This is a genomic window from Gemmatimonas sp. (assembly GCF_046594945.1).
In the GTDB taxonomy this organism is placed as follows: domain Bacteria; phylum Gemmatimonadota; class Gemmatimonadetes; order Gemmatimonadales; family Gemmatimonadaceae; genus Gemmatimonas.
Genome location: NZ_JBKJRB010000139.1, coordinates 48,799 through 62,646 on the forward strand (window position 1 = coordinate 48,799; position 13,848 = coordinate 62,646).

Annotated in this window: 14 protein-coding genes; 7 read left to right on the top strand and 7 right to left on the bottom strand. The window is 65.4% G+C overall.

Annotated elements, in window-relative coordinates; translation table 11 throughout:
- The first annotated feature begins 35 nt into the window (after positions 1–35).
- The 6 genes from ACLL97_RS16585 (at position 36) to ACLL97_RS16610 (ending at position 4,200) form a co-directional block, all read left to right on the top strand.
- A complete protein-coding gene (locus ACLL97_RS16585; protein WP_411281594.1) occupies positions 36–278 on the top strand; it encodes a hypothetical protein in 243 nt (80 codons plus the stop codon).
- A gap of 43 nt (positions 279–321) precedes the next feature.
- Entirely contained in the window at positions 322–1,071 is a 750-nt protein-coding gene (locus ACLL97_RS16590) for a hypothetical protein (protein WP_411281595.1), read from the top strand.
- 96 nt (positions 1,072–1,167) lie between these two features.
- Entirely contained in the window at positions 1,168–1,518 is a 351-nt protein-coding gene (locus tag ACLL97_RS16595; RefSeq protein ID WP_411281596.1) for a transposase, read from the top strand.
- Positions 1,401–1,946 (top strand): IS1595 family transposase, encoded by a 546-nt coding sequence (locus tag ACLL97_RS16600; protein WP_411281607.1) that lies wholly within the window; start codon positions 1,401–1,403, stop codon positions 1,944–1,946. The genes ACLL97_RS16595 and ACLL97_RS16600 overlap by 118 nt, the downstream gene beginning before the upstream one ends.
- A 536-nt stretch (positions 1,947–2,482) precedes the next feature.
- Positions 2,483–2,896, top strand: a complete 414-nt coding sequence (locus tag ACLL97_RS16605; RefSeq protein ID WP_411281597.1) for a helix-turn-helix domain-containing protein — start codon at positions 2,483–2,485, stop codon at positions 2,894–2,896.
- A gap of 11 nt (positions 2,897–2,907) precedes the next feature.
- Positions 2,908–4,200, top strand: coding sequence for a type II toxin-antitoxin system HipA family toxin (locus tag ACLL97_RS16610; RefSeq protein ID WP_411281608.1), 1,293 nt, complete (start codon positions 2,908–2,910; stop codon positions 4,198–4,200).
- Positions 4,201–4,438: 238 nt separating this feature from the next.
- Here the strand turns inward: ACLL97_RS16610 and ACLL97_RS16615 are convergent, their stop codons facing one another.
- From ACLL97_RS16615 to ACLL97_RS16625, 3 genes are all read right to left on the bottom strand, one after another.
- On the bottom strand, positions 4,439–5,320 hold the full coding sequence (locus tag ACLL97_RS16615; RefSeq protein ID WP_411281598.1) for a M55 family metallopeptidase: 882 nt from the start codon (positions 5,318–5,320) through the stop codon (positions 4,439–4,441).
- Between the two features lie 44 nt (positions 5,321–5,364).
- Positions 5,365–5,712: a hypothetical protein gene (locus tag ACLL97_RS16620; protein ID WP_411281599.1), complete on the bottom strand. Its 348-nt coding sequence runs from the start codon at positions 5,710–5,712 to the stop codon at positions 5,365–5,367.
- 118 nt (positions 5,713–5,830) lie between these two features.
- On the bottom strand, positions 5,831–6,271 hold the full coding sequence (locus ACLL97_RS16625; protein WP_411281600.1) for an OsmC family protein: 441 nt from the start codon (positions 6,269–6,271) through the stop codon (positions 5,831–5,833).
- A 424-nt stretch (positions 6,272–6,695) separates the two neighbouring features.
- Here ACLL97_RS16625 and ACLL97_RS16630 point away from each other — a divergent pair, with 424 nt between their 5' ends.
- Entirely contained in the window at positions 6,696–7,859 is a 1,164-nt protein-coding gene (locus ACLL97_RS16630; protein ID WP_411281601.1) for a hypothetical protein, read from the top strand.
- 12 nt (positions 7,860–7,871) lie between these two features.
- On the opposite strand, the gene ACLL97_RS16635 is transcribed toward ACLL97_RS16630, so the two are convergent.
- From ACLL97_RS16635 to ACLL97_RS16650, 4 genes are all read right to left on the bottom strand, one after another.
- The gene (locus tag ACLL97_RS16635; protein ID WP_411281602.1) at positions 7,872–10,241 is read right to left on the bottom strand and encodes a DUF5916 domain-containing protein; all 2,370 of its coding nucleotides are present in this window, start codon (positions 10,239–10,241) and stop codon (positions 7,872–7,874) included.
- A 108-nt stretch (positions 10,242–10,349) separates the two neighbouring features.
- Positions 10,350–12,986, bottom strand: a complete 2,637-nt coding sequence (locus ACLL97_RS16640) for a protein kinase domain-containing protein (protein ID WP_411281603.1) — start codon at positions 12,984–12,986, stop codon at positions 10,350–10,352.
- Positions 12,987–13,327: 341 nt separating this feature from the next.
- On the bottom strand, positions 13,328–13,570 hold the full coding sequence (locus tag ACLL97_RS16645) for a CopG family transcriptional regulator (protein WP_411281604.1): 243 nt from the start codon (positions 13,568–13,570) through the stop codon (positions 13,328–13,330).
- 46 nt (positions 13,571–13,616) lie between these two features.
- Positions 13,617–13,848: hypothetical protein (locus ACLL97_RS16650; protein WP_411281605.1), on the bottom strand; the 232-nt coding region annotated here is incomplete at its 5' end.

Below are 13,848 nucleotides of genomic sequence, written 5' to 3' on the forward strand. Positions count from 1 at the left end.
GAAGTCCGGCTCGGCGTCTTCCAGAAGGCCATCGCGTGCCCGCAGCGACGGAGACACCGGCGCGGCTCATGGTGATCGAAACACGCGCACTGGTGCCACTGGCGCACACACGCAAATTCTACGAGAATCGTGGCTCCAGGGCGTGCGGACTGGTGGCCGACTTCGACCGAGTCGGCGACGGGACGGTGATCTTCTTCCGGCAGCTCATGATCTGGGAGTTTTCGATGGCCATCGCCGGTGCGCTGTTCTGTCAGCTCGTCATCCGCTTCTTCGCGTAGCCGTCGCCCCCGCGTCAACGCGTTACACACGTCCGAGCTCCCGATGACCTTCCGCGTGAGCGCCATCGCTCTCAACGTCGCGCTTGCCGCCCTGTCGCCCGCAATGCTCGCCGCGCAGAACACGCTCGCCACCCGAGGCGGCGAGGTGCGCCAGATCGTGACCTTCCTGTTCCAGCCAGGCAGGGCAGGCGAGGCCACGACGATCTTTGAGCAACAGCTGAAGCCGATCTACACCGGCGTCGCGCCGCTGCGCCGCTTTCGCGCCTACCGCGAGGCCGAGAGCCCGGAACCGCTCGATCTGGTCGTCGTGAGCAGCTACGACGGGATGGCCGGCATGGACGCCGCCAACGAGGCCCTGCGGCGTCCAACGGCATCAGGCCAGTCGGCGTTCGCCCTGTACGGTACATTGTCCTCGATGACGCAGACGCACCACGACCAGTTCGTCGAGATGCTCCCCGCGCTCAGCGATTCCATCTCTGAGGGTGTTGACCTGACGGTGTTCGAGTACGTGCGCGTCGCGCCGGGAATGCAGACACGATTCTCGACGCTGCTGTTTACATCCATTCGGCCGTACGAACGTGCCCGTGCGCTCTATGCGTGGTCGGAGACAGGGCGTATGCTGGTCAGTGATGGCTGGGATTTCGTACGCATCTACGGCATCCGCTCGCTGGCCGACTGGCAGCGGTATCGCGAGCGGATCCGCAACGCACCGCATGGTGCGGAATTGGACGGCATGATCGCGGCGCGCAAGACACTGATCCTGCGGCGTGACGCGCGGATGTCCGTGCGGTAGTTGCCGTTCAACGACGCACTGCCGTCAGACGTATCGCTGTCCCCCCATGTCGCGCCGCCTCTCCGGCCGCTTGCGGTGTTTTGGCTCTGTTCCGCAATGGCGTGGGTATCGAGTGGCGCGCTGCACCAAGCCCACTACTTTTGCCGTCATGCTCACGTCCGCGAAGGCCCGGGACCGCCGGTTTCACCACGGGTATGTGCCTGCCCGCGGTGTCGGAGTGCGCAGGTGCAGCGCTGGGGCCGCGAGCGCACGGGCACGCAGCGCTATCGGTGTCTCGGCTGCCGGCGGACCTTCAACGATCTGACACGCACCGCCATGCCCTCACGCACCTGCCGCAGAAGTGGCGGGCGTACCCGGACACGATGCGGGACGGGCTCTCGACGCGGAAGGCGGCCGAGCGGATCGGCGTGGAGCACAAGACCTCGTGGCGTTGGCGGCACAAGGTGATGGCGTTCTTAGCACCGGCGGAGCAACCGATCTTGAGCGGCACCGCCAAGGCCGACGAGACGTACTTCCGGCGGAACTACAAGGGCTCCACCCCCGTCGGGCGTCGCGCCAGGCAGCACGGAACGCGCAATGGCAGCGCGCGCGGCCTCGGCAAGGACAAGGTGCCGGTGGTGGTGGCCCGCGCTCGGTGCGGGGATACGCGCGCCGTGGTGCTCCCCGTCACCGCCACCACCGCGGCGCTGGTGACGGCCCTCCGGCCGATCCTGCAACCCGACGTCACGCTGTGCACCGACGCGTCCCGGGCGAGGCGCGGGGCCGCGCAGGCGCTGCCCGTGCGGCACATCGCGCTCGTCACGGCCCGGAGCGAATGCAAGCGCGGCAGCTACCGCGTCCAGACGGTCAACAGTTCGCAGGGCCGCCTCAAGTAGTGGATCGCGCGATTCCGGGGCGTCGCCACCAAGTACCGGCCGCGCTACCTCACTTGGCACATCATGGACGGCGGATCCAACGGCTGACGGCCGCGAAGGCCCGGGCGGTGCTCGTCGGGAACACGGCCGAGCTCAGCCCGGATCGGTGCTGCCCCAACGGCGGGGCGATGCTCAATGCGGCGTGAGGCGTCTGCTCTTGAGACCTCGACGTCTTACGTCGAAATGGTCGACCGCACGTCGGATGTGGAGCAGTGCAGGCGGCCGCTCGCCCGTTGACGCGACAAACTCTTGTGGCCACGGCGAAGCCCCGTATCTGCTGTCGAACGTCCGTTATGGCGCTCTTCTGCCGTTTAATTGCCAATACTACAATAACAGGTGTTTGCACGCTATTATCCAGAAGTCGCGCAATAAGGCGTGTATTTACGATATTTACACGATACTCCATATAAGGCGTGGTAGTGCGCTCTTATGGGGCGTCCAAGAGATTGACGCAGCGCGAACGCCACCATGCGAGTCATCCTGAGGAGGGAGCGACCATGGCACGACGAGTATCTACACCGACACGACCGACCTTGATGCGACCACGGGCCGACACCGCGGTGCGAGGCGGACGCGTGGTCGATGCGGTGGAGCTCGGACAGGTGCTTCGCTGGATGCGAGGCACCAAGGGCGTACGGCAACTGGAGGCCGCGGCCTCACTCGGAGTGAGCCCGGAACTGTTGCGCGGGCTTGAACGCGGAGATCGTGGGGTGCACTTGGGTACCGCCTTGGACGTCATCGCCCGACTTGGCTTGGATCTCGTCCTCGTCCCCCGGGATCCCACTATGGACCTTCGAGACGAGGTGCCAAAGGGGGACCAGAACCGCACGAACGCAAACCGTGGTGAGCGCGACGATACCCGCGCCCGAAACACCGAAGCCTCTCACAGCATCGACGAGTCCGCACCGTGACGACGTCGACCGTGTCAGCCAGCATCCATCGACTGAACGTCTACAAGGACACGTTGCTTGTCGGTGTGTTGACGTGCGATGCGTTGGGACGCACGCAGTTCACATACGACGAAGCCGTCCTCGAGCAGCCAGAGGCCGAGGTGAGCGTGCGATTGCCCCGGCGGCGCGCGCCCTACGACGACCATGTGACCCTGCCGTGCTTCGAGAACCTTCTCCCCGAAGGCGATATCCGACAGACCCTGGCGGCGGCAGCGCAACGAGGCGCAAAAGATGTGGTCGGACTGCTCGGCATTTTCGGTGGAGAGTGCGCAGGGGCACTCTCCCTCTGGCCAGACGAGTCGGCCCCGCCGAGCCCCCCGACCTACCGACCGTGCGGCGCGAATGAACTAGGCCACGCGCTCGGGGAGGCCTATTCCGTGACGCAGATGGTTCACCTCCTGCGCCAGACACGCCAGACGATGAGTGGTGCGCAGGACAAGTTCGTGCTCTACCGTCGCCCCGCCAGCGGCCCTCCAGACCTTGGTCACGCCCTGGAGTATCGGCTGCCTGTGGCGGGCGCGCCAAGCACCGTGCTGCTGAAACGCGACCGAGGCGCGTACCCCGGCCTCCTGCAGAACGAAATTGCCGCGATGAGCCTGATGGCGACATGTGGCGTGCCGACGGCCCACCATGCGCGCAACGCCTTGCTGTCAGATGTCTACGAGACAGCGCGCTTCGACCGTGTGCTCCAACCGGACGGCAGCGTACAACGGTTACACGCCGAAGACGGATGCCAACTCACCGGGAAAGTCTCGATTGCAAAATACGCCGGGACCCATGGGCCCACCTACGCCGACCTCGTTGCCGTCTTGAAACGCCACAGTGCAGACCCGCGTGTCGACGGGGAGCACTTATTTCGATGGGCCGTCGCCAATCTCGCGATTGGTAACCGCGATGCTCACGCCAAGAATGTGAGCATGCTCTACCACGACGCGGAGACCAAACGCCTCGCGCCTGTTTACGACGTCGTTTGCACGGTGGCCTACGAGCAACTGGATCTCGAGCTACCAATGCGATTTGGTGGGCAGGTCGCGTTGGCGGGTCTGACGCCGGGCGCGGTCCCCAAAGCCGCTCGCGAGTTTGGGCTGACGGCGCAGCGCGCCGTCACCTTGATCGATGAAGTGACGACGAGCATTCGAGGTCACCTCAGCGACGTGCTACACACAACCGCGGAGGTCGCGGGATCGCACGACATCCTGGCGACCATGAGCCAGGCAGTGACACACCAGACGGCAATGGTACGCAAGCACCTACTCAACGCGTAGCGTCAACGCAGGCTCCGGGCAGGACTTGCCTCAACCGCTGGTTCTGGAGTCGCTCAATCTCGCAAGCGTCGTGGATCTCACGGGCACCGCGTCGACAGGCGGCGGCGCGGCGCTGGAAGAGCGGCTTCTCCCGAAGTCGCCCTGACTCGCGCCTGCTTAGCGACGGCCAGCCGACAAGCGTCGCAATTTCTCATGCGACTACGCAAAAGCAAACGCAATTACGGAACAGAGCCGTTTTTTACTTGAGTGCGTTGAACGCTGACAGCACCAGGAGAAGATCCGGGCTGGTGAAGGTATACTCGCCGTTGGCCGAGTTGCTCGCACCGTCAAACTTCTTGCCATCCTTCGCCACTTTGAGCACCATCGCGAACGGTGCGGTGAGCGCGAACGGGCGATACTTCGCACGGGCACGCACCGCGCGTTCGACTCCGAGTCGGATGGCGTCTTGTGCTGTGGCGGGCGACATGCCGTTGATCGCGCCGCTGATGGCTTCCTTGACCGCGAGGCCGTCGACGTTGCCCAACAGCTCGCGATGCTGCCGTACGACCGCGCCGTCGCCGGCGACGAACACCACGGGCACGCCGTACAGCCCGGCTACGAGTGCGTTGTATCCGCCCTCAGGGAGTGACCGGCCGTTGATCGAGAAGTCGACGACGTTGCCATTCGACGTATGTGCCAAGATCGCATTCGGCGTGCCTGCTCTCGCGTGATAGCCGATGAACACCACCGCCGCGAATGTGCTGTCAATTCCCTCCATCATGTTCTTTGGCCCGGTGCTCGCGCCGCGCAGCAGCTTGGCCCGAGGATCGAGATCGCCGGGCAGGATGTTCTGCTTGGCACCGTGCGAGTCGCGCACCAGCACCTCGGTTGCACCGGCGCTGAACGCGCCAGCGACCGCCGCGCTGGCCTCTTGAGCCATGATCTTGCGAAAGTATTGGTAGTCGCCCGACGTGCCACCGACGTCGCTCCCAGACACGACGCCGGCGAGCCCCTCCATATCCACCGACACGAACACCTTGAGCGGGCGCGGCTGCGCCGCCGCCGGCTCGCCTACCAATGCAAGGAAGGCGAGCGAAACTAGCGCTAGGCGAGGCATGGCGTGGCGCGGGGAAGTCGTCATGGCTCGTATGGAAAGGCGGCGGGAGGATGTTTCGACGTATCGACCTACATCCCGATAAACGCCGACCATTGTGTGGCCAGCGGTCGCTTCGGGAACCAGCTTGACGCGATCAGGTTGCCGGTGAATGTGTGGCGTGGTGCGATCAGGCCGCTAGCGGGATCGCCGAGAAAGCCGACCTGTGGCGAGGTCTCCCGGAACGGGCCCGCGTTTCCGCGCGGGACTATCGCGCGCATCCAATCAATCGTGAGGTCACGCTGGGCTACTGAAAGCGAGAAGTGCGGCACGCCGGGCTCGACGGCCAGCGCCCACGGAGCGCCGGCGCTACGGAGCGCTGCGAAGGAGGCGCGCCGCATCGCATTGTTGACGACGACGTCCAACTCGGCCAGCACCATGTACGCGGGTACTCGCAGGGCCTCACCCGACCACGGCTCACGGCCGTCGTATCGGTGATGTTTCGGTGGGCGCCGTAATCCTGGCCCGACCGAACCATGCATATCCGGTCCGGCCGCCTTACTCCGCCCGAAGCGTCGCTTCGAGGGTGATCGGCACCGACGACAGCGCCTTCGACACCGGACAGCCCTCCTTCGCTGCGTTCGCTTTCTCACGGAATGTCGCGTCGTCGATTCCCGGTACGACGGCGTCCAGCGTGAGCACGATACCGACCATCGACCAGTCGTTGTTCTGCTGCGCCATGGTGATGACCGACTCCACGTGCAGCGCGCTCGGCGGAAAGCCCTCGCCGGTGAGCTGAAACGACAGCGCCATCGCAAAACAGCCGGCATGCGCCGCCGCGATCAGCTCCTCGGGGTTCGTGCCGCTCCGCCCCTCCGCGTCCGCAAACCGCATTTTCGTGGAATACGGCTGCTCCGCTAACACCCCGCTTGGCGTGGTCAGGCTACCCGCACCTTCCAATCCTGTGCCGCGCCAGACGGCCTTTCCGCTACGACGCATCGATCACTCCTGCTGATGAACGGTAGATGAACGGTGATGAACACACGCCTGACTGGCGAATCATCGCCCCGGTTGCCCAGGATGAACGAAGTGTAGCGTCGGTTGCGCGCGGCCGCCTTACGCGGTCGATCGGCCGCACCAGGCGGGCACTTGCCGACGCGCGGATAAACCCGTAGTTCACTGATATGTCAAACCCACCAGCTCGCAAGATCCTGTGCTGTAGCCGCCGAGTCCGATATGCCGCGCTGTCTTGGCTGACGTTGCTCGTGTCGGCGTCGTCGCACATCCAATCGCAAGCCCAGTCGCGCCGCTGCCCACAGTTCGCCCGGGTGCCGGGCTACGGCGCGTGCACGAACATCGCCGGCAACAAATGCGGCTTCTGCACGTATCGCTGCAACGACGACACCGTGGTACGCTGGAACGTGTGCGGGGGATAATCGCGCGCGGCCTGCTGGTATTGACGCTGCCGGTGGGTGTACTGGCTTGTGACCGTCAGGAAACGGCGACCAACGAGGCCCCGCCCGCGCTCCGGGCGGCCATGGCGACGCGCACGATCTATCCGGCCAAACGCGAGGAGTGGCGCACCGACATCACGGCCGCGACCGACAGCACGATGGTGCCGCTCGTTTTCCGGGCCAGTGGGACCACGGTGGCGCTGCTGCAGGCGTCGCCCACGCGCATTTCGCTGTTCGAGCTGAATCGGCGCGGGATGCTGCTGGCCACGCGCCCGGCTCGGATCGACTCGGTGCTCAACGCGGCGGTACCGCGCGACATCATCGCTCCCACCGAGCTCTCGCGCATCACCGACGATGGGCAGGTCGATGTGATCGACAGTGCCACCAGCACGCTGGTGCGAGAGTCGATCGGCGGCTTTGTCTTCCGTCGCGAGCTGCCGTTGCTGCGCGGGGGAAGCGGTCGACTCTGCACCCTGTCGCCCGCGACCCTGCTGCATGTGCGGGCGCTGGGGCAGCGTCGTACGCTCGAGGCGTTCACCCTCACGGCGAACGCCAAGGACGACGCTCTGGTGGGTCGTCACCAACTTGCCGTTGCCCCGTCGTCGCGTCTGCGCTTTGGCAATGGTGATGCGCGGCGGTGTCTGCTGCTCGCCGAGCGCGAGGTGCTGATCGTGAGTGCGCCCGCCGACCCGAGGGCCGGCGTGTCGCCGCAGCTGACACCACTGCGGGCGCCGGGCGATTCGGCAACGCCGCTGACCATCGAGCATCGTGGCGGTGCGACCGACAGCACGCGCCTGCGGCAGCCGTTCGTCGTCGATGCCGCCATCGTGGATGGCGGTTTTGTGGTATTGGTTGGTGTCGAGTCGGACGCCCAAGGGCGCATTCTCGACTACTACGACGAGCGCGGCGGGTATATCCAGAGCGCGATGTTGCCGTTCACGGCATCGGCAATGACCGGGGCAGGACCGCGCTTTTTGGTACTGCATCAGGACGAACGATACCGCTGGTGGCTGTCGTCGTGGCTGACGCCCATGGCCGCGCGTGGCGCCACCGCACCGCCTGAACCGCGGCAGCTCGACGACGCGCCGGAACGACAGCTCTTCCAGCGGCCGACACGCGCGCGGAAGCCGTGAACCGCCGGCGTCTCAGCGGGTCGTACCGCGCACACGGAACAGATAGCTGAGCTTGATGAACGCGCCATCGTTCGTGCGCTGGACGTCGGTGGGGCGCATCGTTGCTGTGGCATCCACGCCGGTGCCGTAGCCCACGTACACCACCGTGCCCGGACTCGGCAGATAGCTCACCAGTACGTCACCGCGTCCCAGCAGAGATCGCGAGGCGCGTTGTTCGGCGTAGCGGCCACTGGCGGAGCGGCGGAGCAAGGGGCGCTCGGTGCGCGGGTCCCGCAACGCGCTGCGGTCGCGAGACTCCATCTGCCCCACGAAGCGCAGGAAGAGCGCCCGCGAGAATTGATATTCCAAACGCACGCGAGGTACGACTTGCGTGCTAAACACGGAGCCGTCGCGCGTGCGCACGAAGCGCTGGTAGCGCAGCAGTGTGCCGATGCGCACTTGTGTCGTTGGCCGCAGATCGATCTGCGCTTCGATATCGCGACGTCGAACGGTGCTTGTTTCGAAGAACTCGGGCTCCGTGCCGGCGATCGCGGTGATCGTGGCACCGATCCGCTTCCACTGCGGCGTGTTCACGATGAGCGAGGTGCTGCTTGTGCGCTGCGACTCACTGGCGGTAAACGCCGTGGTATCAACGCCATTGCCCGGCACCACGGCATACCGAGCGTACCGACGGGCGTCGAAGGAGACGATCTGGAAGTCGGGAATCACACTCACTTTCCACCCACCGCGAATCGTCATCGAGTTGTCGAGCGACAGTTTGGTTTCGAGCGGGGACTGTCGCTGGGCAAATCCGTCGTAGTTCCAGAGCGACGTGCCGGTAAAGAAATGTTGGCGCTGATCCCACCAGCCACCTTTGGAACCGAACAGCGTGAACCGCTGATTGACCTGCGCCCGCACAAAGTCCACGCGATTCACAAAGCCTGTTTTCGTCTCGAACCCTGGCGAGAATCCCTGCACCCCGTACCGGTAGCCGTAGCCACGGCTGGTGCGGCCGGTGTTGGCCTCCCACAACGTACCGCTGCGATCCACACTGTCGCGCGTGAGGCTGGTGGCGTACCGGACTTCGACACTGTACGTCTTCGCGAACTGCAGCCGCGAATCAAACCCGGCCACACGATTGAAACGGGCCCCTTCGTGCCGATCGGTGAGGACGATGCCGGCCGTGCTCTGGTCGCCAATATCGCGGCGCAGACGCACAATCGTGAAAAGCGGACTGGTGTTGCCGTCGCTCCCGGCGCTCGGTGCGTCCAGCGCCGACAGCAGACCGACGTCTGTGCGTGGAATCTTGCCGGTGAGTTTGAGCGCGCCGAGTGGCTGCACGATGGAGCGGGTATTGACCAATCGATTCGGCGCATCGAATTGCTCGCTGCCTTCAACGAAAAACGGGCGCAGTTCGGGAAAGAAATTGGCGAAGCGCACGTCGCCAGGAATCTGACCGACGTCGGTTTCTACCTGACTGAAGTCCGGATTTGCCGTGGCGTTGAGCGTGAAATTGGACGACACGCCCCAGCGCACGTCGCCGCCCGCTTCCCCCTGCGATCCAGAGCGCCAACTGCTTCCGTCGCGGGTGCCTCGAGTGGACGCAGTCGTCGTCGGCGTGAGATCGAGCACGAGCCCGCGCTTCAGGCCGCTCATGCCGCGCAGATATCCGGCCTGTGGGGCGAAGGCCTGATTCGCTTTCGAGACCGGGGCCCACGTGTCCTGATAGCCCGTGCGTTGGGTCTGCCGCACGACCTGAAGCCCCCAGTCTTGCGACGCGCCCATCTGATAGCGGATCGACTTGAACGGGATGCGCACTTCAATTTCGTACCCGTCGTCAAGGAGGTGTCCTTTCGACTGCCACACGTAGTCCTGTGACAAATCCACCGACTGCAATGCAGCACGCGAGACACCGGGGCCGGCCGACTGGTCGGTGCGCATGCCGTCGGCCTGCACGCCGAATGGATTCACGGCGAACACAAAGGCTCGACGACGATCGTTGAAGGTGTCGAGGTGCAGCGCGATCCAGTCGTCGTTCGTGATCCGATCACGTTCGGCCAGGGTGGCGCGTACCGTTCCCGCCGGTGCGTAGGCGCGAATGCCCAGGTAGATCGCGTCAGTCGCGTACCAAATCCGCACCTCGGTCTCGTCCTGCGCCGGACGACCGTCGACGGGATTGTACGATGTAAACTCGGTGAGGCGGCTCGCCTGCTGCCAGGCGGGTTCGGTGAGCTGCCCGTCAACGGTGATGGTGTCGGACAGGCGCGGGGCGCGCACATCGAGTGCTCGGGACCGACCCGCGAACACGTCGGCGGTGGCGCTCGTTATGGGAGCGGCCGACGACATCGGGGACGGGGTGGCCCCACTGAGCTGCTGCAGCGCGGCGAACAAAAGGGGGAACATCCCAAGAAGGCTAACGATCAGGTCCCTCGGAAGCGACGCGTCCGAGCGCACTCAAGCAACCGATGGCCCTCGACACGATCACGGCGGAGACGGCCGCAGAATGCCAGCCTACGGGCGGGCCGCCCCTTTCAGCTTCTCGTCCACGAAGCGCGAAAAATTCGTGAGCACGTTGATGTGCGTGGCACGTACGGGCGGTGCCCCTTGAAGCAGGAGCAGCCGCCCATCGGGGGTGAGGTCCCAGCTCGCCCACGCCTGGTTGTAGGTGCCTTCCAGCACTAACCGGGGCGGAACGAGCTGTCCGTTCGGCGCAGGTGCCGACGGAACGGCAAACCACTTGTTGCCGGTGCGATAGATGAGGGTGCGGCCGTCAGCCGTCCATCGCGCTTCATTGGCACCGGGAGGCCCGATGCGTCGTCGCGCCGAGGCCGCGTTTTTGGTCGTGGGAGCGACATTCAGACCCTGGGCGTCATCCCACGACACATGCTGACCATCGGGTGAGATGCGACACCAGTTCCCCCGCGCGTCGAATCGCACGCTGTCGCGCGGCGACGCTGACGGCCAGAGCACCCCTGAAACAGCGCAGCGGAGCCGGCCCTCCACCGACGTCGCCATATACTGCAGGCCGCTCGTGTCCAGCCGCATCGTCGTCGAGAGACCGCGCACGACTCCGTACTTTCCTCCGTTCTCCATCGTGGTGGTAATCCCGACGGTCAACGCGCTGTCGGCGTCCACCCAGTTCGCCACCTGCAGGTCGATCGGGAAGCGAGTAGAGTCCACGATGTTTCGCCGCCGGTCGAGGATGCGCAACAGGCTCGTGTTGCCGGGCAGGCTGCTGGTGTAGGCGAGGCGTTGGCCATCGGCGGTGAGCGCATAACTGTTCACGTTGGCCATAGGGAGCGCCAGGGTATCGATCGCACCACCTCCCGGTGTCACGATGACGAACCGGCTCACTCCCGCGTCGCCACCGCTGACCCATACCAGCGTGCCGCTGCGGCTGACGGCGAACTGCGCACCGCCCCCCGCGCCAGAGGCCTCATGCCGTACGCCGGTGAGCAGTTGCCGCGGTATCATCGTCAGGCGCGCCGCCCGCAGGTCCACCGTCGCGGCGTAGAGCGTACTATCGCGGAGAAAGACCAGTCGCGTGCCGTCCAGCAGGCGCGGCATCTCGCCGGCAACCAGCGTCGATGCACTCAGCGTATCTCCGGCGTTCGCGAGCCGCAGCGGCCTGCTCACACCTGATTGCATATCGAGCAGCGACAGGATCCCGCCGACAGAGGCCAGCAGGGCGTTCTGTTCGTCGCCGCCGGTGATGCCGCCCGCAGCGCTGATGCACCCTTTCGCCGCAATGGCGCTGAACCCTTCACCGTTCGGCGACGCACTGAACAGGCAGCCGTTGTAACGCGCTGACACAATGCGCTCGGCGGAGGGCCAGTACAACGCATTCAGCTGGGTGCGTTTCCCGATCGTAGTGGCGACGCCGGTGTTGAGCTCCACCTTGCGCACCTCATCGCCCACCGCGAAGGCCAACGTGCCGCCATCTGGCGAGAAGGTCGGCAGTGTTCCCCCCGTGGCACCCGGCACCGGGGCGAACGTGCCGAGGTCCGTACGCAGCTGCCAGATAGACGTCGTGGTGCTGTCGCGCTTCGTGGTCCAGGCGACCAACCGGCCGTCGGCCGAGATGTCGATGGAGCGCATGTAGATGTCCAATGGATCGTGCGCAACGACGAAGGGCGCACTGTCCGGGAGTGTGATCGACCAAAAGCGTGGTTCCATGGCCTCGCCGTCAACGACGGGCGTTCGCCCAGAGTTTAGTGCAAGCGTGGCGCCAATCAGCAGGCCGGCTGCCAAGGTGACTGCGGGGAGCCAGCGGGTGCGGCTTCTTCGCACGGTGACAGCTGGTGCCGCCGCACTCGCCGTCGGGCCTTCGCGGACGAGCGCGTCGGCGAATTCGCTGGCGGACGAGAAACGATCAGCCGGCAGCTTCGCCAACGCGAGCATGACCGCATCGTTCACCGCCGTCGGCAATGTCTCCCGTACGCTGCTCAGCGGCCTTGGCCGCTCGGTCATGGCCCGTGCGATGATCGCCTGTGCCGTCGGACCCGTGAAGGGCGGCTCGCCGGCGAGCATCTCGTAGGTCACGGCGCCCAGCGCGTAAATGTCGGTCCGCAGGTCGACGGCGCGCTCGCCCATTGCCTGCTCAGGACTCATGTACTGCGGCGTGCCGAGCGAGAGACCCGTTTGCGTGAGCCGACCGGCGCCGGCCTGCTGCACGGCCAGGGCGATGCCAAAATCGGCGACCAGCGCGTGTCCGTCCTGCAGCAGCACGTTCTCTGGCTTGATGTCGCGATGCACGACGCCGCGCTTGTGAGCGTACGCGAGGGCGTCCGCCACTTCGCGGGCAATGCGCACGGCGTCGCCCACGGGCAGCTGCTGCTCGCGATCAAGGCGGCTGCGCAGCGTTTCACCATCGACGAAGGGCATGACGTAGTACAGCTGGCCGTTCACGTCGCCGCTGTCGAAGAGCGGCAAGATGTGCGGATGCTGCAGGTTCGCGGTGAGCTCGATCTCTTTCAGGAACCGATCGGATCCGATGACCGCGGAGAGTTCGGGATGCACCACCTTGATGGCCACCTTACGGCGATGGCGCAAGTCTTCGGCGAGAAAAACCGTCGCCATGCCGCCGGCGCCGAGTTCCTTCAGGATCGTGTATCGCTCGGCAAGCGCCTGATCGAGGGCAGTGCGCAAGTCGGAATGGCCGGAAGCCCTGCGACATGATCGCAGGAGGGGAATGACATTGGGGTTGGTCGAACTTATGGGGTAGGGCGCTGTGGCGCGAGCGAGGCATGGCTACGCGCGACGGGCGATGCAGACCGTTTTGGTGTCGGCAGCAGCGCGCGGACTTCTCGTGGCGCGTGGGCGGGCGACATGCCAGGACGCAGTGCGCGCGTTACCGTGACGTAGAACTCCGGAAGCACTTGGATGCTGATCCGACCGGTCTCCGCTCCCAAAGCGCGGTCATCCAGTCGCGCGCCGCAGAGTGCCGTTCACCAGCGCCGGCATCGACTGCAGACAGCAGCACGTTGGTGTCACCGACGATCGGTGCGGTCATGCAACGGGTCGCGCGATGGGTACGCCGAACCGTCGGCATCGATGGCACGGTGCTCACGCGCGAGGAACTTACGCATTTCGGTTTCGTAGGTGACGCGACGACGCCTCTGCTCCTGCAGCAGGTCGCCACGCACTCGCGACACACTGATGTCGAGCTGGGCCGCGCGGATTCTGGCCCAGCGGGCGACGTCTTCTTCGAGGGTGACAGTAACATTCCCCATAACACGAACATCGTATTACACGATTCTCCTGACAACACATCGCGAGCTACGGCCGCCGCTTCGACCCCGCCAGCACGCGGTAGTACTCCTCGACCAACGCGCGATACTCCGCCGGCGCCGCGGCTCGGGCCCCGGCGGCCGGACGACCCTCGGCGCCCAATCCCACTGAGCGATAGAGCGCAAACTCGAAGTTCTTGAGGCGCTCCAGCATTGCCGCCTGCAGCTGCTCCAGGCCCTTCGGATCGCCGAACGCGCGGCCGTTCTCGAGCTGACGCAAG

Excerpts from the sequence above, each read along its gene's own strand:
- ACLL97_RS16605 (WP_411281597.1), top strand. The coding sequence starts at position 2,483 with ATGGCACGACGAGTATCTACACCGACACGACCGACCTTGATGCGACCA.
- ACLL97_RS16595 (WP_411281596.1), top strand. The coding sequence starts at position 1,168 with ATGGCGTGGGTATCGAGTGGCGCGCTGCACCAAGCCCACTACTTTTGC.
- ACLL97_RS16645 (WP_411281604.1), bottom strand. The coding sequence starts at position 13,570 with ATGGGGAATGTTACTGTCACCCTCGAAGAAGACGTCGCCCGCTGGGCC.
- ACLL97_RS16590 (WP_411281595.1), top strand. The coding sequence starts at position 322 with ATGACCTTCCGCGTGAGCGCCATCGCTCTCAACGTCGCGCTTGCCGCC.
- ACLL97_RS16615 (WP_411281598.1), bottom strand. The coding sequence starts at position 5,320 with ATGACGACTTCCCCGCGCCACGCCATGCCTCGCCTAGCGCTAGTTTCG.
- ACLL97_RS16620 (WP_411281599.1), bottom strand. The coding sequence starts at position 5,712 with ATGGTGCTGGCCGAGTTGGACGTCGTCGTCAACAATGCGATGCGGCGC.
- ACLL97_RS16635 (WP_411281602.1), bottom strand. The coding sequence starts at position 10,241 with ATGTTCCCCCTTTTGTTCGCCGCGCTGCAGCAGCTCAGTGGGGCCACC.
- ACLL97_RS16625 (WP_411281600.1), bottom strand. The coding sequence starts at position 6,271 with ATGCGTCGTAGCGGAAAGGCCGTCTGGCGCGGCACAGGATTGGAAGGT.